The organism is Pseudomonas sp. B15(2017), from assembly GCF_002113215.1.
In the GTDB taxonomy this organism is placed as follows: domain Bacteria; phylum Pseudomonadota; class Gammaproteobacteria; order Pseudomonadales; family Pseudomonadaceae; genus Aquipseudomonas.
Window position 1 is genome coordinate 385,107 of the sequence record NZ_NEJZ01000003.1, and the last position, 20,402, is coordinate 405,508.

The 20,402-nt window shown below is 61.5% G+C and carries 19 protein-coding genes; 8 read left to right on the plus strand and 11 right to left on the minus strand.

Features of this window, described 5'->3' with window-relative positions; all coding sequences use genetic code 11:
• From lpoB to CAF73_RS07305, 4 genes are all read right to left on the minus strand, one after another.
• Nucleotides 1-588 carry a penicillin-binding protein activator LpoB gene (gene lpoB, locus CAF73_RS07290; RefSeq protein ID WP_007951848.1) on the minus strand — a complete coding sequence of 196 codons (588 nt, stop codon included), beginning with the start codon at nt 586-588 and terminating at the stop codon, nt 1-3.
• A gap of 36 nt (nt 589-624) precedes the next feature.
• Complete coding sequence (locus tag CAF73_RS07295) at nt 625-999, minus strand: YcfL family protein (RefSeq protein WP_085696877.1); 375 nt, start codon at nt 997-999, stop codon at nt 625-627.
• Nucleotides 1,000-1,014: 15 nt separating this feature from the next.
• A complete protein-coding gene (locus CAF73_RS07300) occupies nt 1,015-2,409 on the minus strand; it encodes a COG3014 family protein (protein ID WP_085606055.1) in 1,395 nt (464 codons plus the stop codon).
• Between the two features lie 202 nt (nt 2,410-2,611).
• Nucleotides 2,612-3,985, minus strand: a complete 1,374-nt coding sequence (locus CAF73_RS07305; protein ID WP_085696878.1) for a COG3014 family protein — start codon at nt 3,983-3,985, stop codon at nt 2,612-2,614.
• 151 nt (nt 3,986-4,136) lie between these two features.
• Here CAF73_RS07305 and CAF73_RS07310 point away from each other — a divergent pair, with 151 nt between their 5' ends.
• Complete coding sequence (locus CAF73_RS07310) at nt 4,137-6,032, plus strand: FTR1 family protein (protein ID WP_085702343.1); 1,896 nt, start codon at nt 4,137-4,139, stop codon at nt 6,030-6,032.
• Between the two features lie 4 nt (nt 6,033-6,036).
• The gene (locus CAF73_RS07315) at nt 6,037-6,492 is read left to right on the plus strand and encodes a YaiI/YqxD family protein (protein ID WP_085696946.1); all 456 of its coding nucleotides are present in this window, start codon (nt 6,037-6,039) and stop codon (nt 6,490-6,492) included.
• Between the two features lie 139 nt (nt 6,493-6,631).
• Here the strand turns inward: CAF73_RS07315 and elbB are convergent, their stop codons facing one another.
• A complete protein-coding gene (gene elbB / locus CAF73_RS07320; protein ID WP_085702344.1) occupies nt 6,632-7,300 on the minus strand; it encodes an isoprenoid biosynthesis glyoxalase ElbB in 669 nt (222 codons plus the stop codon).
• Nucleotides 7,301-7,415: 115 nt separating this feature from the next.
• Here elbB and CAF73_RS07325 point away from each other — a divergent pair, with 115 nt between their 5' ends.
• A complete protein-coding gene (locus CAF73_RS07325; protein WP_085696881.1) occupies nt 7,416-8,651 on the plus strand; it encodes a sterol desaturase family protein in 1,236 nt (411 codons plus the stop codon).
• Here the strand turns inward: CAF73_RS07325 and CAF73_RS07330 are convergent.
• Nucleotides 8,632-9,288, minus strand: a complete 657-nt coding sequence (locus CAF73_RS07330) for a DedA family protein (RefSeq protein WP_085702345.1) — start codon at nt 9,286-9,288, stop codon at nt 8,632-8,634. The two genes, CAF73_RS07325 and CAF73_RS07330, sit on opposite strands and share 20 nt — an antisense overlap.
• 208 nt (nt 9,289-9,496) lie before the next feature.
• Between CAF73_RS07330 and hemB the strand changes: the two genes are divergently transcribed.
• Together hemB and ppk1 are read left to right on the plus strand one after the other, a co-directional pair.
• A complete protein-coding gene (hemB, locus tag CAF73_RS07335; RefSeq protein WP_085696883.1) occupies nt 9,497-10,510 on the plus strand; it encodes a porphobilinogen synthase in 1,014 nt (337 codons plus the stop codon).
• A gap of 18 nt (nt 10,511-10,528) precedes the next feature.
• Nucleotides 10,529-12,754, plus strand: coding sequence for a polyphosphate kinase 1 (ppk1, locus tag CAF73_RS07340; RefSeq protein WP_085696884.1), 2,226 nt, complete (start codon nt 10,529-10,531; stop codon nt 12,752-12,754).
• Nucleotides 12,755-12,821: 67 nt separating this feature from the next.
• Here the strand turns inward: ppk1 and ppx are convergent, their stop codons facing one another.
• The 5 genes from ppx to CAF73_RS07365 all read right to left on the minus strand — a co-directional run bounded on the left by ppx (nt 12,822) and on the right by CAF73_RS07365 (nt 17,429).
• A complete protein-coding gene (ppx, locus tag CAF73_RS07345; protein ID WP_085696885.1) occupies nt 12,822-14,324 on the minus strand; it encodes an exopolyphosphatase in 1,503 nt (500 codons plus the stop codon).
• Between the two features lie 246 nt (nt 14,325-14,570).
• Nucleotides 14,571-15,308, minus strand: a complete 738-nt coding sequence (locus tag CAF73_RS07350) for an amino acid ABC transporter ATP-binding protein (protein WP_085702346.1) — start codon at nt 15,306-15,308, stop codon at nt 14,571-14,573.
• The gene (locus CAF73_RS07355) at nt 15,295-15,945 is read right to left on the minus strand and encodes an amino acid ABC transporter permease (protein ID WP_085696886.1); all 651 of its coding nucleotides are present in this window, start codon (nt 15,943-15,945) and stop codon (nt 15,295-15,297) included. Before CAF73_RS07355 ends, CAF73_RS07350 begins: the two co-directional genes overlap by 14 nt.
• On the minus strand, nt 15,942-16,622 hold the full coding sequence (locus CAF73_RS07360) for an amino acid ABC transporter permease (RefSeq protein ID WP_085702347.1): 681 nt from the start codon (nt 16,620-16,622) through the stop codon (nt 15,942-15,944). Before CAF73_RS07360 ends, CAF73_RS07355 begins: the two co-directional genes overlap by 4 nt.
• A gap of 21 nt (nt 16,623-16,643) precedes the next feature.
• Nucleotides 16,644-17,429, minus strand: coding sequence for a transporter substrate-binding domain-containing protein (locus tag CAF73_RS07365; RefSeq protein ID WP_085702348.1), 786 nt, complete (start codon nt 17,427-17,429; stop codon nt 16,644-16,646).
• 256 nt (nt 17,430-17,685) lie between these two features.
• Here CAF73_RS07365 and CAF73_RS07370 point away from each other — a divergent pair, with 256 nt between their 5' ends.
• From CAF73_RS07370 to rho, 3 genes are all read left to right on the plus strand, one after another.
• Nucleotides 17,686-18,393, plus strand: coding sequence for a FadR/GntR family transcriptional regulator (locus CAF73_RS07370; protein WP_007951828.1), 708 nt, complete (start codon nt 17,686-17,688; stop codon nt 18,391-18,393).
• A gap of 120 nt (nt 18,394-18,513) precedes the next feature.
• Nucleotides 18,514-18,846: a thioredoxin TrxA gene (gene trxA, locus CAF73_RS07375; protein ID WP_085696889.1), complete on the plus strand. Its 333-nt coding sequence runs from the start codon at nt 18,514-18,516 to the stop codon at nt 18,844-18,846.
• A gap of 249 nt (nt 18,847-19,095) precedes the next feature.
• Entirely contained in the window at nt 19,096-20,355 is a 1,260-nt protein-coding gene (gene rho, locus CAF73_RS07380; RefSeq protein WP_007951825.1) for a transcription termination factor Rho, read from the plus strand.
• Nucleotides 20,356-20,402: the final 47 nt, after the last annotated feature.

The window sequence follows — 20,402 nt, forward strand, 5'->3', positions numbered from 1 at the left end:
TTAACGCTCCGTGGTTTTGCGGATCTCTTTTTCGTCCATCCACTCGGCCAGACCGCTTTCAACGTCGATCAGTTGCAGGCTGAATTTGTAGAAGACGTCCTTGTAGTCGCTGCTGCGCTTGACGATCGAGCTGATCGAACCTTCAAGACGGTATTTGGCGGCGATCATGTTGCCAGTCTTGGCCACGGTGCTCTTCTTGTACAGGCCGCTCTGATTTTGCAGCTTGAGCTGGTCGACCTGGCTCTGCATCGCAGTGTTGTCGCTGGCGAAGCGGGCGGTGCCGGACTTCATCAGCTGGGTCTTGATGCTGGTGGTGATTTCGCGGGTGTCGATGTATTCGCTGGTCTTGTTCTTCACGTCGTAGACCTGCACCACAGGGCGACCCTGCAGGATGCCGGACTGGGCCAGCGAACGGGTCATCGATTCGGCGATCATCTGCAGGTCGGTGGAGCCGAACTCGTTGGTCACGGTTTCAACGGCCTTGGTGTCGCCGTAGCTGATGTTCTTGCTGCCCAGGGTCGGCGAAGTGTTGGCGCAACCGGAGGCCAGCAGGGCGAGGACGGCGATGAAGGAAAAGCGTGCAAACATGGGAATGGTCTCTGAATCGGAAATAGGGTGTCGGGCTTAAGGCGTCTTGAGTTCCAGACGGAAGTCCACGGCTTTCGGCGTCGGGGCAATGCCCTGGATGAAGCTGGTCTGGGCGCCGTACATCATCTGGCTCTTCCAGACTTCTTCTTCGGCGATCGGGAACCCTTCCGGCCCGAGCCAGGCGAAGCGGTAGTAGAACGTCTTGTTGCTGTTGAGGGTGTTGCTCAACTGCACGTTGACGGTCATGAAACCGTTTTCGCGGGCCACGCGCATCGCGCCGACCACGATGTGTTTCTGCGGGCCCATGGCCACGACCTTGCTCGCGGCGCTGCCCGGCTCCGGCGGTGGCGGGGTGGCGCAGCCGCTCGCCAGAAGGGCGAAGGCGGCGACGGCGATGAGTTTGAGGCGCATGCAAAGACTCCGTTCTTAAGGTTGTTTGAGGCTGGCCACGGCGGTGGCGCCAGCGCTCGGGGTGACGTGGGCGGCGAGGCCGGCGGCGAACACCTGATTGCCGACGGCGCGCAGGGTGATCACCTGGTAACGCTGATCGACGGTCACCTTGACCTGAGAGCCCCCGACGGCGCTCGGCAGAGTAACCTGGTGCTCACCCTTTTTCAGGCGCAGACGGACCACTTGTGTGGTGTCCGGCAGGGTGCGCCACGTACGGGTATCGGCACCTTCGAGCACAGCTGAAGAAATACCGACCGCCAGACCGGCCAGCGGGTTGGTTTCGTTGATCTTCTTTTGCGCCACACCTTTGGTGATCGCGCGCACGGTGGTGCGCAGGATGATCCCCGGCATGTCATCGCGCAGCGCGCGGCGGGACATGGCGGTGGTGCTGTTCAGTGCGGTCAGGTCGACCTGCTGGCCATCGACGCCGATCTGCGCGAAGGTCGCGGTGGAGGTGTCAGGTTTGATGATCGGGAACGACAGCGGGGTGATCACTACGTTGTTGGAGATTGGCAGCGGCAACGGCACGCGGATCGAATCGCGGGCCGGCGCCAGACCGCTTTGCACCACGATCAGGATGTCGCTGTCGTCGCTCTTGACCGGCTTGTCGAGGTTGACCAGCGCCTGCTCCAGCAGCGGGGTGTTCGGGCGCAGCTCGGCAGCCTTGCGATAGCCCGGCGCAGCCAGGTCTTTCTCGCCCAGGGCTTCATAGACGAAACCGGCCAGGTAGTGGCTGAACGCACTCTGGTAGCTGTTTTTCAGGCCGACCACTTCCGGCGCGTCGAGGCTGGCGACCGGATAGCCCTGCAAGTCCTTGTATTCGGTCTTGATGCCTTCTTTTTCGGCTTCCTCTTCGCTCTTGAGGTATTCCTTGTCGCGCAGGTCGGCGATCACCGCTTCACGTTCGTGCGTCTTCTTGATTGCGGTACGGGCGCCGTCGAAATCATTGACCGCCAGCAGGTTCAGGGCCATCTGCGTGGTCAGCATGACTTTTTCGTAGTCGTAGCCTTCGTAGCGGCGCACCTTGTCGTTGACCAGGAAGCTGCCGAACTGGGCCAGGTACTTGTCGGTGTCGAGCTTGACCGAGTCTTCCCACTTGCCCACCACCTGGTCGGCGCTGGTCCAGGCATTCTGGCTGCCGGACAGATCGCCCTTGGCGCGCAGCAATTCACCCTTTTCGAAGTAATAGAGCAGGTCCTTGTCCGGGCCGGTGTTGTTCTTTTCCAGCAGGGTCAGGGCGGCGTCGACGTTGCCGGTAGCCAGTTGCTGGTTGGTCTGGGCCAGTTCGGAATCGTAGTTGCGAAACGCCGAACAGCCGGACAGCAGGGTGACGGCGCTGAGCGCGATCAGAGTGGGAGCGCGGAATGCCATGGGGTACTTCTTCCATGAGTAGCGACAGCCTCGGGTGCGGGTCGGGCTGCTGGGACCGATCGACAGTGGCATTGGCCTCCTGCCAATTCCTCATAAAAAGAGGAGCTTTAATGCCGCATCGCGATAGCGCGGGCGCGGCATTATAAGCGGGCGATGCTGGCTATGTAATAGCTTTTTAATTGCACTGGTTAGTTAGGTGCCATTACTTATCCGGCAATCTGGCATTGCCGATTACGTTGGCGACATCTCTCAGAACTCGCAGGTTGACCAACTGGTGATCGCGGTCGATGCGCAGGATGACCGATGACGCTCCGGGCGCATTGGGCGCATTGAATCGATGATCGCCTTTCTTCAGTCGAATGCGTGCCACCAGTGTCTTGTCGGGGAGCGTGCGCCACGTTCGGGTATCGGCCTCCTCAAAGGGATCGTGCTCGGTGACGACCAGCGAGGCCTTGGCCGGATTGCGCTCGTTTTCCTGCGCCTGGGAAATGGCGGCCATGTTGGCGCGAAACATCGCCCGGGAAATGATCGCCGGCATGTCGTCGCGCAACGTACGGAATGCCATGTCGGTAACGCTGTTGATCATGGTCAGCCGCCGCTTGCGGCCATCCACCAGGATGTGGTCGAACGCCGGTGTGACGGTGTCCGGCACCAGAATGGGAAACGAGATCGGCGCGGTAATGACCAGATTTTCATTGAGCCGCACCGGGATCGGCACCGTTACCGAGCTGCGGGCCGGCGCCAGACCGCTCTGGACGACGATCAGAACATCGCTTTCATCATCCTTGGCCGGCGGTTTGTCGAGATTGCGCAACGCCTGTTCGAGGAAGGGCGTGTTTGGGCGCAACTCGATCGCCTGGCGATAACCCGGTGCGGCCAGATCCCGTTCACCCAGCGCTTCATAGGTGAACCCGGCCAGGTAATGGCTGAAAGCACTCTGGTAACCGTTTTTCAGTTCAATCACCGCCGGCGCATCCAGGGTAGTGACGGGATAGCCCTGCAGATCCTTGTATTGCACGACGATGCCTTGAGCTTTGGCCTGTTCCTCAAGCTCTTCATACTGGCGCTCCCGCTGACGGGCGATCAGTGCTTCACGTTCGTGGGTCTTCTTGATGTCTGCCCGGGCGCCGTCGAAATCACTTTCACCCAATTGGTTGAGGGCCATCTGTGTGGTCAGCATGACTTTTTCGTAGTCATAGCCTTCGTAGCGACTGAGCTTGTCGTTGACCAGCATGGTGCCCATTTCATAGGCAAACCGGTTGAGCAGCTTCATGGGGGCGGAAGGCACGGCTTCTTCGCGCTGGAACACCATCCGGTCGGCGCTGCGCCAGGCTTTCTGGCTCTGCGGGCGTGCGTTGGCGAAGCTGAGAATCGAACCCTTCTCGAAGTAGTAGAGCAGGTCCTTGTCTTCCCAGGGGTTGTGCCACTCCAGCACATCCAGTGCGCCCTGATAGTCGCCGAGCATCAGCCGGTCGTTGGTTTGCTGCATTTCCAGGTCGTAATTGCGGTAAGCGGCGCATCCGCTAAGTAGCAGGAGCGTGCCGATTAACATCGGGAACAGCAGGCATTGGCGCATGGAGTGCAGCTCTTCCTTGAACAGTAAGGCGGGAGGTGTCGGATTATATGGGCGGGCGATGGCCAAGTGCCGGCGATTGGAGAGAAAGCTTGAGTCAGGCTCCCTCGACGTGAACAATATGTAACTTCGCATTTCCACTTGAGACTCATTCATGACTGCCGCGTCCCGATTCCTGGCCTGGCTGGTGTTCCCGTTGTGCGCGCTGAGCAGCTTCAATCTGCTGGCCGACACCGTGGAAGGCGCACCGCAAGCGCTGCACCTGCTCGATTACATCAGCGCCGATTACCCGCCGACGGTGCAGGCTGGCAAGGTCATCGACGACGGTGAATACCGCGAGCAGCTGGAATTCACCCAAGTGCTGCAAGGGCTGATCGCCGGCCTGCCGGCCAAACCTGAGAAGGCGGCGCTGGAACAGGGTGTCACTGCCTTGCACGCCGCCATCACGGCGAAACAGGACGGCGCGGACGTGGCCCGTCAGGCCCGGCAACTGGGGGCGAAACTGGCGGTGGCTTATGAAGTCAGCCAGGCCCCGATCATCACGCCTGATCCGATCCGTGGCGCGCCGCTCTACGCGCAAAACTGCTCGGTGTGCCACGGCGACACGGGTGCCGGTGACGGCCCGGCGGGCCTTGGCATGACGCCGGCGCCGGCCAATCTGCGCGACGCCGCGCGGATGGATCACCTGAGTCTGTATGCGATCTACAGCACCCTCGGTCAGGGCGTCGAAGGCACTGACATGCCAGCCTTCGCCGATCAACTGGATGATCGTCAGCGCTGGGACCTGGCGACCTATATCGCACAGTTCAGCGCCGATCCGGCCACGGCCAAATCCGACAAGACCTACAACATCGCCGACCTTGCCCGTCAGACTCCGGCCGAAGTGCAGGCTGCCGAGGGCGCTGAAGCCGCTGCGATCTTCCGCGTGCAACGGGCGCAGCCGCCACAAGTCAAGCGCGGCCCGGCGCAGTTGCTCGACTACACCGCCGCGACGCTGGACAACAGCCTGGCGGCGTACCGTGCCGGTGAGCACGATCAAGCCTATGACCTGTCGGTGGCGGCGTATCTGGAAGGCTTCGAACTGGTCGAAAGCTCGCTGGACAACGTCGATGCCAACGTGCGTAAAGACACCGAAAAATCCCTGATGGCCTATCGGCAATCGCTGCAGGACGGTTTGCCGGTGGCGCAGGCCGAGCAGCGTCTGGACGCGGCCAAGGCCAAACTCAAGGAATCTGCCGGTCTGCTGGGCAGCGACGGTCTGAGCTGGTCGCTGAGCTACATTTCCGGCCTGCTGATTCTGCTGCGCGAAGGTCTGGAAGCGATTCTGGTGCTGGCGGCGATCCTCGCGTTCCTGCGCAACACCGGCCAGCAATCGGCGGTGCGCAGCGTCAACATCGGCTGGGGTCTGGCGCTGCTGGCGGGCCTTGGCACCTGGGCGCTGGCGGCGTACGTGATCGATGTCAGCGGCTCCCAGCGTGAACTGCTCGAAGGCGCCACGGCGCTGTTCGCCAGTGTCATGGTGTTGTGGCTTGGCGTGTGGATGCACGACCGTCGCCACGCGGCGGCCTGGCAGGATTACATCAAACAGAGCCTGGTCGGTGGCGGCGGGCGTTTCGGCTTCGCGATCCTGGCGTTCTTCTCGGTGTACCGCGAGCTGTTCGAAGTGATCCTGTTCTACGAAACCCTGTGGTTGCAGGCCGGTCCCGCCGGGCATAACGCGGTACTCGCCGGCGGCGCGACGGCGCTGGTGCTGCTGTTCGGTCTGGCATGGGTGATCCTGCGCGGTTCGGCAAAACTGCCACTGACGCTGTTCTTCAGCATCAACGCGGCGCTGCTCTGCGCGTTGTCGGTGGTATTCGCCGGCCACGGCGTGAAGGCGTTGCAGGAAGCCGGGATCTTCGGCACCCGGCCGGTGGCGTTCTTCGATTTCGACTGGCTGGGGATTCACGCCGATGCCTATTCGCTGACGGCGCAGGCCGTGGCGATTGCGGCGATCATCGTGCTCTACGGTCGCAGCCGGGTGGCGGAAAAGCGCCGGGTGGCGGCCTGAGATGATGCGCGTATGGATCGATGCCGACGCCTGCCCGAAGATGGCTAAAGAGCTGGTGGTGAAGTTTGCCCTCAAGCGCCGCTTCGAGGTGGTGCTGGTGGCGGGGCAGCCGCAGAGCAAACCGGCGCTGGCGATCGTCAAGCTGATCGTGGTGCCGAGTGGCCCGGATGCGGCGGATGATTATCTGGTGGAACACGCGGTGCCGGGCGAACTGGTGATCTGCAGCGACATCCCGCTGGCCGACCGGCTGGTGAAGAAGGGTGTGGCGGCGCTGGACCCGCGAGGCAAGGAGTTCGACGCGCAGAACATGGCTGAGCGGCTGGCGACGCGCAACCTGTTCACCGACTTGCGTGAACAGGGCCAGGTCAGCGGCGGCCCGGCACCGTTCGGTGACCGGGAGAAGCAGGCGTTTGCCAACGCGCTGGATCGGATCCTCACCAGGCTCACCCGCAAAACCTGAACATTGATCGTTCCCACGCTCTGCGTGGTAATGCCTCTCGGGACGCTCCGCGTCCCAGCCTCACCGCCGATGCAATGCAGACGCGGAGCGTCCAAGGCTGCATTCCCACGCGGAGCGTGGGAACGATCGCTATCGCCGGTCAGGCGTCGTTTTCGTGGGTCAGCTCAAGCACCCGATCCACCAGCTTGTTGATCCCCGAAGCCGCCTCGCTGATCGTCTGCGCCAGCATGTACGCCGGGGTCGTCACCAGTTTGCGCGCCTTGTCTTCGATGATGTCGGTCACCGCGCAGTCTTCGTGGGTGGCGCCCATCTTGTTCATGGCGGCGGCCGTGTCGGCATCGTTGCCGATGGTGCAGGTCACGCCCGGGCCATAGATTTTCGCGGCCAGCGCGGGCGAGATGCAGATCAGGCCGACAGGCTTGCCCGCTTCGGCAAAGGCTTCGGCCAGCGCCAGCACTTCCGGCTGTACGGTGCAGCCGGCGCCTTCGCTGGCGAAGTTCGACAGGTTCTTCGCTGCACCAAAACCGCCGGGCACGATCAGCGCATCGAAGTCCTCGACATCGGCCTCGCCCAGGTCCTTGACGTTGCCCCGGGCGATGCGTGCCGATTCCACCAGCACGTTGCGCGACTCGGGCATTTCTTCACCGGTCAGGTGGTTGATCACATGCAATTGCGCGATGTTCGGGGCGAAGCACTGCACCTGAGCGCCGCGCTGGTCGAGGCGCAGCAGGGTGATGACGCTCTCTTGGATCTCGGCGCCGTCGTACACGCCGCAACCGGACAAGATCACTGCAACTTTTTTGCTCATGGGTTTCTCTCCAGATTCATGGCGTTAAATGTCCACTAATTTGTCGCTCGTTGCCATAGGGTGCAGCCGCGGCTACACCTAGGATCTGTGCTACAGATTTCGACCAGGGCACGTCATGAACTTCATTCTGTATGCGGTGCCGTTTTTCTTCGTATTGATGGCGGCCGAACTCATCGCCGACCGCTGGCGCGGGGTGAGCAACTATCGCCTGGCCGATGCGGTGAACAGCATCAGCACCGGCGTGTTGTCGACCACCACCGGCCTGCTGACCAAGGGTGTTGGCCTGGTGACCTATGCGTTTGCCCTTGAGCATCTGGCGCTGGTCAGGTTGCCTGCGGACAGCGTCTGGGTGTGGGTGTTGGCCTTTGTTCTCTATGACTTCTGCTATTACTGGCTGCATCGCATGGGCCATGAACGCAACATCCTCTGGGCCGCGCATTCGGTGCATCACCAGAGCGAGGACTACAACCTTTCTACCGCCTTGCGCCAGACCAGCACCGGGTTTCTGCTGAGCTGGATTTTCTACCTGCCGATGGCGGTACTCGGTGTGCCGCTGCTGGTGTTCGTCAGTGTTGCGGCGCTGAATCTGCTGTATCAGTTCTGGGTCCACACCCGGCATATTCCCAAGCTCGGCTGGTTCGAGTGGTGCTTCGTCACGCCGTCCAATCATCGGGCCCACCATGCACAGAACGCTCTCTACATGGATCGCAACTACGGCGGGGTGTTCATTATTTGGGACCGTCTGTTCGGCTCGTTCCAGGAAGAGGACGACAATGAACCGGTGATTTTTGGCGTGACCACGCCGTTGGCGAGCTGGAATCCGTTGTGGGCCAACCTGCAGTTCTACGCGCAGCTGTGGGAGGACGCGCGTCGGGCCGAGCGCACGTGGGACAAAATTAGGATCTGGTTCATGCGCACCGGCTGGCGTCCGGCGGACGTCGCGGCGAAGTACCCGATGAGCAAGCCGGACCTGCGTCAGTTCCGCAAATTCGAGGTGGCGCTGGACAGCCGTCGGCAGTGGTACGTGGGGTTGCAGTTCGGCGTGTACGTGGCGCTGGGCAGTTACCTGATGAATCTGGAACACAGTCTGTCCACCGCTGCATTGCTGCTTGGCTGGAGCGCGGTGGCGTTCGGTCTGTTCGTGTTGGGCGTGGCCCTGGAGAATCGCCCGTGGGCGGGAAGGCTGGAAGCGCTGCGGCTGGCATCGAACCTGCCGCTGGTGTGGCTGGCGCCGCTGGTCGGGCTGTGGCCGGCCAGCCCGGGGATATGGGTCGGCCTGCTCAGTTACAGCCTGCTCAGCGGCATCGGGCTGTATTGCTGCCGCCAGCGACTTACTCGGCTGGCGTCTTAGGGTCGGCAGCCTTGGCCATGTCGGCTTTGTGCTGTTCGGCCTTGGCCAGTTGCTCGGCCTGTTCTTCCTCGTAGACCTTTTTCGCCAGCCGGGCATTCTTGAACCGGCGGCGCAGCCACAGGCCCAGGCCGAGCACCAGCAGTGCGCCCAGTACCCACAACTCATACTTCTTGATGCTGCCGAGCATGCCTTCGAGCACAGCGCCGAAGTGGTAGGCGGCAGCGGCCAGGGCGGTTGCCCAGATCGCGGCGCCGATACCGTTGAGCAGCAGATAACGTCCCGGCGGATAGCCCGACAGGCCGATCGCTACTGGCATCACCGTGCGCAGGCCGTATACGAAGCGAAAGCTCAGGACCCAGATGTCCGGGTGCTTGCGGATGTGTTCCAGCGCGCGGTCGCCCATCATCTGCCAGCGCGGTTTGCGCGCCAGCAATTTGCGTCCGTGTTTGCGGCCCAGGAAGTACCACAGCTGATCCCCGGCATAGCTGCCGAAGAACGCCACGACCACCACCAGTTTGATGTCCATGTATTCACGGAACGCGAGGAAGCCCGCGAGCACCAGGATGGTTTCGCCTTCGAAAAACGTCCCGAGAAACAGGGCAAAGTAGCCGAAGTCATGCAGAAATTGTTGGAGCATTGTCTGGGTGCTGGCGAAATGAACGCGCAGCCTAACCCTTCGGACACATTCAGGAAAGTGTCGAAATGTGTCTCGACGTGAACATTTCCTACACGGACAATGGAAAGCGACTACCTGTCGCAGGGGTGCACATAACTGTCATACGACCGTCATAATGGCCATCTATAACTGTCACGCTCGCCGGTTTGCGCGGGCTCAGGAGTCTGCCGTGAGCTTTACCCCAGCCAACCGTCTGTTCCCTGCCACCCGTCTGCGTCGCAATCGCCGTGACGATTTTTCCCGGCGACTGGTGCGTGAGAACGTGTTGACGGTCGATGACCTGATCCTGCCGGTGTTCGTGCTCGACGGTGAAAACCGCCGCGAAGCCGTGGCCTCGATGCCCGGTGTCGAGCGCCTGACCATCGACCTGCTGCTGGAAGAGGCCGCCAAATGGGTCGAACTGGGGATTCCGGCGCTGGCGCTGTTCCCGGTCACCCCGCCGGAGCTCAAATCCCTCGACGCCGCCGAAGCCTGGAATCCGCAAGGTATCGCCCAGCGCGCTACCCGCGCCCTGCGTGACCGATTCCCCGAGCTGGGCGTGATTACCGACGTTGCCCTCGACCCGTTCACCACTCACGGTCAGGACGGCATTCTCGATGAAGAAGGCTATGTGCAGAACGACATCACTGTCGATGCGCTGGTCAAGCAAGCCTTGTCTCATGCCGCTGCAGGCGCCCAGGTGGTTGCCCCGTCGGACATGATGGACGGCCGCATCCAGGCAATCCGCGAAGCGCTGGAGCTGGCCGGTCACGTCAATGTGCGGATCATGGCCTACTCGGCCAAGTACGCCAGCGCCTATTACGGCCCGTTCCGCGATGCGGTAGGTTCGGCCGCGAACCTGGGCAAGGCGAACAAGGCCTCCTATCAGATGGACCCGGCCAACAGCGACGAAGCGCTGCACGAAGTGGGCGCGGATTTGTCTGAAGGCGCGGACATGGTCATGGTCAAGCCCGGCATGCCGTACCTGGACATTTTGTTCCGGGTAAAAGATGCCTTCAAAGTGCCGACCTTCGTCTATCAGGTCAGCGGTGAATACGCCATGCACATGGCGGCGATCCAGAATGGCTGGTTGAGTGAAGGCGTGATCCTCGAATCCCTGACCGCCTTTAAACGTGCCGGCGCTGATGGCATCCTCACTTACTTTGCTGTCCGTGCCGCTCAATTGTTACGAGAGCAGAAATAGCCCTCCCAGGAACATTCGATGAATACCGAAGGACTCACTGAAGTTGCCGTAAAAGAAGCTCAACCCGTGGTCGAGCAGATTACCGAAACCCCGCCGGAACTGGAGCCTGCGCCACCCGCGCCGGCAACCGAGCCTGCCGCGGCGGCACCGGCGATCGCGATTCCCGGCCTGGATGACAGCAGCCTGTACATCCACCGTGAATTGTCGCAACTGCAGTTCAACATCCGCGTGCTGGAACAGGCGCTGGACGAGTCCTACCCGTTGCTGGAGCGGCTGAAGTTCCTGCTGATCTTCTCCAGCAACCTCGACGAATTCTTCGAGATCCGCGTCGCCGGCCTCAAGAAACAGATTACCTTCGCCCGTGAACAGGCCGGCGCTGACGGCCTGCAACCGCATCAGGCCCTGGCCCGCATCAGCGAGCTGGTGCACGGTCACGTGGACCGCCAGTACGCGATTCTCAACGACATTCTGTTGCCCGAGCTGGAAAAGCATCAGGTGCGCTTCATCCGTCGGCGCAACTGGACAACCAAGCTCAAGACCTGGGTCCGCCGCTATTTCCGCGACGAGATCGCGCCGATCATCACCCCGATCGGTCTCGACCCGACGCACCCGTTCCCGTTGCTGGTGAACAAGAGCCTGAACTTTATCGTCGAGCTCGAAGGTATCGACGCCTTCGGGCGCGATTCCGGTCTGGCGATCATCCCGGCGCCGCGCCTGCTGCCGCGGATCATCAAGGTGCCGGAAGAAGTCGGCGGCCCTGGTGACAACTATGTGTTCCTGTCGTCGATGATCCACGCTCACGCCGATGACCTGTTCCAGGGCATGAAGGTAAAAGGCTGCTACCAGTTCCGTCTGACTCGAAACGCCGACCTTGCGCTCGATTCCGAAGACGTCGAAGACCTGGCCCGCGCCCTGCGTGGCGAGTTGTTCTCCCGTCGTTACGGTGACGCCGTGCGCCTGGAGGTCGCCGACACTTGCCCGAAACACCTGTCGGACTACCTGCTCAAGCAGTTCAACCTGAGCGAGACCGAGCTGTACCAGGTCAACGGTCCGGTGAACCTGACGCGTCTGTTCAGCATCACCGGGCTGGACAGCCATCCGGAACTGCAATACACGCCGTTCACGCCGCAGATCCCGAAACTGCTGCAAAACAGCGAGAACATTTTCAGCGTGATCAGCAAGCAGGACATCCTGCTGCTGCACCCGTTCGAATCGTTCACCCCGGTGGTCGACCTGCTGCGCCAGGCTGCCAAGGATCCGCATGTTCTGGCGGTGCGCCAGACCCTGTACCGTTCCGGCGCCAACTCGGAAATCGTCGATGCGCTGGTGGACGCCGCGCGTAACGGCAAGGAAGTGACGGCGGTCATCGAGCTGCGGGCGCGTTTCGACGAAGAATCCAACCTGCAACTGGCCAGCCGTCTGCAAGCGGCCGGTGCGGTGGTGATCTACGGCGTGGTCGGCTTCAAGACCCACGCCAAGATGATGCTGATCCTGCGTCGCGAGGCCGGCGAGATCGTGCGTTACGCGCACCTCGGCACCGGTAACTATCACGCCGGCAACGCCCGTCTGTACACCGACTACAGCCTGCTGACCTCGGACGATGCCTTGTGCGAAGACGTCGGCAAGCTGTTCAGCCAGTTGATCGGCATGGGCAAGACGCTGCGCATGAAGAAGCTGCTGCATGCGCCGTTCACCCTGAAGAAGGGCATGCTCGACATGATTACCCGCGAGACGCAATTTGCGCTCGACGGCAAACCGGCGCACATCATCGCCAAGTTCAACTCGCTGACCGATCCGAAGATCATCCGCGCGCTGTACAAGGCCAGCCAGTCCGGCGTGCGCATCGATCTGGTGGTGCGCGGCATGTGCTGCCTGCGTCCGGGCATCGCCGGGGTATCGCACAACATTCACGTGCGCTCGATCATCGGCCGCTTCCTGGAGCACACCCGGGTGTTCTACTTCCTCAACGGTGGCGAGGAGCAGATGTTCCTCTCCAGCGCCGACTGGATGGAGCGCAACCTCGACAAGCGCGTCGAGACTTGCTTCCCGGTTGAGGGCAAGAAGCTGCTGACCCGGGTCAAGAAAGAGCTGGAGCTGTACCTGACCGACAACACCCACAGCTGGAGTCTGCAATCGGACGGCCGCTACATCCGCAACACGCCGACCGGCAACCAGAACCCGCGCAGTGCGCAGGCGACGTTGCTGGAGCGGTTGGGCAGCCCGATTCTGCCGGTGAGCAGCTGACCGCAGGTTTCAAAGAAATAAAAAAGGCGATCCATCCGGATCGCCTTTTTTGCGCCTGACTTGCCACTCAGTGAACGGTCAGAACAATCCCCACCCGCGTCAGCCATTCGGCTTCAAGCCCGAAATCGGCCTGGGTCAGCTGGTTTTCATCCAGCCAGTTTTCCGGGAATTCCACGTCGAGGTGGTTGCCGTTGGCATGCAGCGCAACCTGCGGCATCGCCTGGGTGCCACGAATGTGGTGGAACAGGATGGCGAAACGCAATAGCACGCACAGACGGATCAGCTTGTCGCCGTCGTCGCCGAACTCGGCGAACTTGTCCTTGGGGATGTTGCGGCGGTGGCCGCGCACCAGCAGGGCGAGCATTTGCTGGTCTTCGCGGGAGAAGCCGGCGAGGTCCGAGTGCTCGATCAGGTAGGCACCGTGCTTGTGGTAGTGATAGTGAGCGATGTCGAGCCCGACTTCGTGCACTTTCGCCGCCCAGCCCAGCAGTTCGCGCCAGATGCCGTCGTCCAGCTCCCAATCCACGGCCACTTGATCGAAGGCGTGCAGGGCTTTGCGCTCGACCCGCGCGGCCTGTTCCAGGTCGACGTGGTAGCGCTCCATCAGCGAGGTCAGGGTGCGTTCGCGCACGTCTTCGTGGTGATGGCGGCCCAGCAGGTCGTACAGCACGCCTTCACGCAGTGCGCCTTCGCAGTGATCCATGCGTTGCAGTTCAAGAGCATCGAAGATCGCCTCAAGAATCGCCAGGCCCGCCGGGAAGATCGCGCGGCGGTCAGGCTTGATGCCTTCGAAATCGATCTTGTCGACATCGCCAAGCTTGAACAGGCGACGCTTGAGCCACGCCAGGCCTTCGGCGTTCACTTCGCCGGTGCCATGGCCGCCGGCCTTCAGCGCCAGGCCGATGGCGCGGATGGTGCCCGAGGAGCCGATGGCCTCATCCCAGGTCAGGCGGTGCAGGGCGTGTTCGATGCTCATGATTTCCAGGCGCGCCGCCGTGTACGCCTGGGCGTAGCGGGCCGGGGTGATCTTGCCGTCCTTGAAATAGCGCTGGGTGAAGCTCACGCAGCCCATTTGCAGGCTTTCGCGCAGCAGCGGTTCGAAACGCTGGCCAATGATGAATTCGGTGCTGCCGCCGCCGATGTCGGCGACCAGACGCTTGCCCGGTGTGTCGGCGAGGGTGTGGGACACGCCCAGGTAGATCAGGCGCGCCTCTTCACGACCGGAGATGACTTCCACCGGATGGCCGAGGATTTCTTCGGCGCGGCGGATGAATTCGCCACGGTTGCGCGCCTCACGCAGGGCGTTGGTGCCAACGATCCGCACGGCGCCCAGGGGCATGCCGTTGATCAGTTGGGCAAAGCGCTTGAGGCAGTCGAGCCCGCGCTGCATGGACTCTTCGTTGAGCTGACGCTCATCGTTGATGCCGGCGGCCAGTTGAACCTTTTCTCCGAGCCGCTCGAGAATGCGGATTTCACCGTTCTGGGCCTTGGCCACGACCATATGGAAGCTGTTGGAGCCCAGGTCGATCGCGGCGATCAGGGACAGATTCTTGGCTTGGGATTGGGGCATGGTCAGGGGGTCTCGGTCGATAACCCCGCCATCGTGCCACGATCAAACGCTGCCGCCAACGCGCAGGGTTCAAACCCTTGATTCAGCGCATAAAGTCAGTGACCGCTGCGCGGTCAATGACGCTGATCGTTCCCACGCTCTGCGTGGGAATGCCTCAATGGACGCTCTGCGTCCGCTTTTGGGACGCGGAGCGTCCCGGGCTGCATTCCCACGCAAAGCGTGGGAATGATCGGGTAGCAGGCCGTTTCAGGCAGTTGCTTCCACAGTGCCAATGAAATTCGCCAGTTCCGGCGTCTGCGGATCGGCAAACAGCACTTTCGGATCGCCCACCTCGTGCACCTTGCCCTGATGCATGAACACCAGTTTGTCCCCGACCTCCCGGGCGAAGCGCATTTCGTGGGTGACCATGATCAGCGTCATGCCTTCCTTGGCGAGCTGGCGGACCACGTTGAGCACTTCGTTGACCAGCTCCGGGTCCAGCGCCGAGGTGATCTCGTCGCACAGCAGCACCTTCGGCGACATCGCCAGCGCCCGGGCAATCGCCACGCGCTGTTGCTGGCCGCCGGAGAGACGCTCCGGGAAGGCATCGAACTTCTCGCCCAGACCCACACGTTCCAGCATCCGCCGCGCGAGTTCTTGCGCCTTGGCCTTGGGCACTTTCTGCACCACTTGCGGCGCGAGCATCACGTTTTCGCCCACCGTCAGGTGCGGGAACAGGTTGAACTGCTGAAACACCATGCCGACTTTCTGCCGCAGACTGCGCAGGTCGGCGCGGGCAGCGTCGAGGTATTCGCCGTCGACTTCGATCACGCCGTCGTTGATCGATTCCAGGCCATTGAGGGTGCGCAGCAGGGTGGATTTGCCCGAGCCGCTGCGACCGATGATCGCCACCACCTGGCCTTCCTCGACGCTCAGGTCGATGCCTTTGAGCACATGGTGATCGCCGTAGTATTTATGCAGAGCGGAAATTCTAAGCAGAGGCATGCAGTCTCCTTTCCAGGTAGCGCGCACTGAGGGACAAGGGGTAGCAGAGCAGGAAGTAGCCCAGGGCGACGAGGCCGTAGACCATGAACGGTTCGAAGGTGGCGTTGGCGAGCATGCCGCCGGTCTTGGTCAGTTCGGTGAAGCCGATGATTGAGGTCACGGCGGTGCCCTTGACCACTTGCACCGAGAAGCCCACGGTCGGCGCCACGGCGATGCGCAGCGCCTGCGGCAGGATCACGTAGCGCAGTTGCTCCAGCGGATTGAGCGCCAGGCTCGACGACGCTTCCCACTGACCGTTGGGAATCGCCTCGACGCAGCCGCGCCAGATCTCCGCCAGATAGGCGCTGGTGAACAGCGTCAGGGCAATCGCCGCCGCCATCCACGGCGAAATCTCGACCCCGGCCAGTGCCACGCCGAAGAACACCAGAAACAGCTGCATCAACAGCGGCGTGCCCTGGAACAGTTCGATCCAGGTGCGGGCGATGCTGCTGGGCAGCGGGTTTTTCGAGATGCGCATGATCAGGATCAGCAACCCGACGACCCCGCCGCCGATGAACGCCACCAGCGACAACGCCAGCGTCCATTGCAGGCCGGTGAGCAGGTTGCGCAGGATGTCCCAGAACGTGAAGTCGCTCATTGGCTGCTCCTTGCGCTACTTTTGGACAGGTAGCGCCGGCCGAGCCAATTCAGTAACTGACGGATCAACAGCGCCATGCACAGATAAATGAGGGTGGTGAGGGCGTAGGTTTCAAAGGCGCGGAAGTTGCGCGACTGAATGAAGTTGGCGGCGAAGCTCAACTCCTCGGTGGCAATCTGCGAACACACCGCCGAACCGAGCATGACGATAATGATCTGGCTGCTCAGCGCCGGCCAGACCTTGCCCAGCGCCGGCAGCAGCACCACGTGACGGAACGCTTCGAAGCGGCTCATCGCCAATGCCGCCGCGGCTTCCAGCTGCCCGCGCGGAATTGCCTGGATGCCGGCGCGGATGATCTCGGTCGAATACGCACCGAGGTTGATCACCATCGCCAGCACCGCCGCCTGCCACTCGGAAATCTGCACGCCGAGGGACGGCAGGCCAAAAAAAATGAAGAACAGCTGCACCAGAAACGGCGTGTTACGGATCAGCTCCACGTACACGCCGAAGATCGCCGAGAACGGACGGATCTTCCACGCCCGCACCAGCGCTCCGACGATGCCCACGCCAACCCCGAGCAGCGCGCCGATGGCCGTCAGCTCAAGGGTAAACAACGCCCCGCGCAGCAGCAGGTCGGTGTTTTCCACCACCGGCAAGAAATCGAACTGATAGGCCATTAAAGTCTCCCGCGGCGCCGGTCAGAGGTCGGCCGGCAGCGGCTCTTTGAGCCAGGTCTGCGCATTCTTTTCCAGCGCGCCGTCAGCCTTGGCAGTGGCCAGGATCTCGTTGACCTTGCCCAGCAGCGCCGGCTCGTTCTTGTTCACGCCGACGTAGACCGGCGAATCCTTGAGTTTCACTTTCAGCGCGGGGACGCGTTTCGGGTTCTTTTCGCTGATCGCGACCATCACCACGTTGCCGCTGGCGATCAGGTCGACTTGCCCTGCGAGGTAGGCGGCGATGGTCGAGTTGTTGTCTTCGAAGCGTTTGATGGTCACGCCTTCGGGAGCGACCTTGGTCAGCTCGATGTCTTCGATGGCGCCACGGGTGACGCTGATGGTCTTGCCCTTCAGGTCGTCGAGAGTGTTGACGGCTGCGTCCGGCGGACCGAACACGGCGAGGTAGAACGGCGCATAGGCGCGGGAAAAATCGATGACCTTCTCGCGCTCGGGGTTTTTGCCGAGGCTGGAAATCACCAGGTCAACCTTGCCGGTGGTCAGGAATGGAATGCGGTTGGTGCTGTTGACCGGGGTCAGTTCGAGTTTGACCTTGAGCTGCTCGGCCAGCAGTTTCGCAGTGTCGATATCGAGGCCGCGCGGCTTCATGTCCGGGCCGACCGAACCGAAAGGCGGGAAGTCCTGAGGCACGGCGACTTTCAAGGTGCCGCGCTTGACCACGTCATCCAGACCGTCGGCATAGGCGGGGGCCTGGCTCAGCATCAGACCGGCAAACAGGGCGGCGAGGAGGGCGCTGTAACGCTTCGTCATGGACAATCTCCGGATCGGCGGGAAGTGAAATGTGCGATCGGACAGAGCATGGGCCGTGCCAAGACAGAGGTTCGGCCCCGCAAAGCCACGGGTTTAGCGGGTTTGTTCGGTCTTACTGGTCTGAACAGTCGGATCGGGTTTCGCACTGCGATAGCGCATCGACGCGCCCTGTCGAACCCCGCTGGGGCACGACTTGCCTGATGCCTCGAATAGCTTTACAACTGGCCGCACCTTGGCCTGGTTCGTCTGGAAAACCATGAACTCGATCTCCCGCGCCGTACCCGAAGTGGCGCTGCAAGCGATCCGCAAACTAATCACCGAGCAGGGCTTCGGCCCCGGCGATGCGCTGCCCTCGCAACGGGATCTGGCGGTTCAGTTGGGTGTCAGTCGCGCGTCGCTGCGTGAGGCGTTGTCGTCCTTGAGTGCGCTGGGCGTGGTCAGCATCCAGCCGGGCAAAGGCGTGTTCGTGCAGGCGCCGGTGGAATTGCCGCGCGGCGAGGGCGCGCCGGCGTGGCCGTTTGCAGCCCAGGCTTCGCCGCTGGAAATCTTTCAATTGCGCTATGCGCTGGAAGGGTTTGCGGCCGGTCTGGCGGCGGTGACGCTGAGCACGTTTGATCTGGACGAACTGGAAGACAACGTCGCGGCCATGCGCGAGCAGCTGCGCGCCGGCGACTTCGAGGCGGCGGCGAAACTGGATTTCGAATTTCACCGGCGGATCCTGCTGGCCAGCGGCAATCAGGCGATGCTGAGCATCCTTACCGCCAGTGCCGACATCTTTCTGGAGAGCCAGAAACTACCGTTCATCCGCGCCGAGCGGGCCATGGAAACCTGGCAGGAACACCGCAAGATCCTCCGCGCCCTGGCTCGCCGGGCCTCTGCCGCCGCGCAGAAAGCCATGCAGGAACACGTGCGCAACGCGGCCCTGCGCACCGGAATTTCCTTCATTGCCCCCGCCAGCGCGTGACTTGAGCTATACCCAAACTCATCTGGTGCCATAGCAAGACTCAATCATCTGCGGCTTCCTGAACAAGGGAAGGGCGGCTATGATGGGCCACGTTTTTTTGCTTACAACCTGGAGAATTCCATGAGCAGCAGCGATCTGATCAAACACGTTAGCGACGCTAGCTTCGAAGCCGACGTACTCAAGGCCGAAGGCGCTGTCCTGGTCGACTACTGGGCTGAATGGTGCGGCCCTTGCAAAATGATCGCTCCGGTTCTGGACGAGATTGCAGAGGAATACGAAGGCAAGCTGACCATTGCCAAACTGAACATCGACGAAAACCAGGGAACCCCTGCCAAGCACGGCGTGCGTGGTATTCCAACCCTGATGCTGTTCAAGAACGGCAACGTGGAAGCGACCAAGGTCGGCGCGCTGTCGAAGTCTCAGCTGAAAGCTTTCCTCGACGCCAACATCTAAGCGTTGCGGTAAAGACTGTCCTTGAAAAGCCCCGCAATTTGCGGGGCTTTTTGCGTATTCAGGGCTAGACGCTCCGAAACTCAGGTGATACATTCGGCCCCGCACTGGTTTCTCCACTGCCCCCTGCTAGCCGTCGCCGACGCACTCCTTTTCGAATAAGTACGCGATCCTGTCGCCTTCTCCGCGGCGCGGCCTCATTAAGCCAAAAGCTTAATTTCCCCCCTCCATAAATGATTACGTCATTCCTATATGAATCTGACTGAACTCAAGCAAAAGCCGATTACCGAACTGCTCGAATTGGCCGAACAGATGGGCATAGAAAATATGGCCCGTTCGCGCAAGCAGGACGTGATTTTCTCCCTGCTGAAAAAGCACGCTAAAAGCGGTGAGGAAATCTCCGGTGATGGCGTGCTGGAGATTCTCCAGGACGGCTTCGGCTTCCTGCGCTCCGCTGACGCTTCCTACCTCGCCGGCCCTGACGACATCTACGTCTCGCCGAGCCAGATCCGCCGTTTCAACTTGCGCACCGGTGACACCATCGTTGGCAAGATCCGCCCTCCGAAGGAAGGCGAGCGGTATTTCGCCCTGCTCAAGGTCGACACGATCAACTTCGATCGTCCTGAGAACGCGAAGAACAAGATTCTCTTCGAGAACCTGACTCCGCTGTTCCCGAACGTGCGCATGAAGATGGAAGCCGGCAACGGTTCCACCGAAGACCTGACCGGTCGCGTGATCGACCTGTGCGCCCCGATCGGCAAAGGCCAGCGCGGTCTGATCGTTGCACCGCCGAAGGCCGGTAAAACGATCATGCTGCAGAACATCGCGGCGAACATCGCCCGTAACAATCCTGAAGTTCACCTGATCGTGCTGTTGATCGACGAACGTCCGGAAGAAGTGACCGAAATGCAGCGCACCGTGCGCGGCGAAGTGGTTGCCTCGACCTTCGACGAGCCGCCGACCCGTCACGTACAAGTGGCTGAAATGGTGATCGAGAAGGCCAAGCGCCTGGTCGAACACAAGAAGGACGTGGTGATTCTGCTCGACTCCATCACCCGTCTGGCCCGTGCCTACAACACCGTGATCCCGAGCTCCGGCAAGGTGCTGACCGGTGGTGTCGATGCCCACGCCCTGGAGAAACCGAAGCGTTTCTTCGGCGCCGCGCGCAACATCGAAGAAGGCGGCTCGCTGACCATCATCGCCACCGCGCTGGTTGAAACCGGCTCGAAGATGGATGAAGTGATCTACGAAGAGTTCAAGGGCACCGGCAACATGGAGCTGCCACTGGACCGTCGTATCGCCGAGAAACGTGTGTTCCCGGCCATCAACATCAACAAGTCCGGTACCCGTCGCGAAGAGCTGCTGACTGCCGACGATGAGCTGCAGCGTATGTGGATCCTGCGCAAACTGCTGCACCCGATGGACGAAGTGGCGGCCATCGAGTTCCTGGTCGACAAGCTGAAAACGACCAAGACCAACGACGAATTCTTCTTGTCGATGAAGCGCAAGTAATTCGCTGTTGTTTGAATAAAGCGCCCTATAAGGGCGCTTTTTTTTGC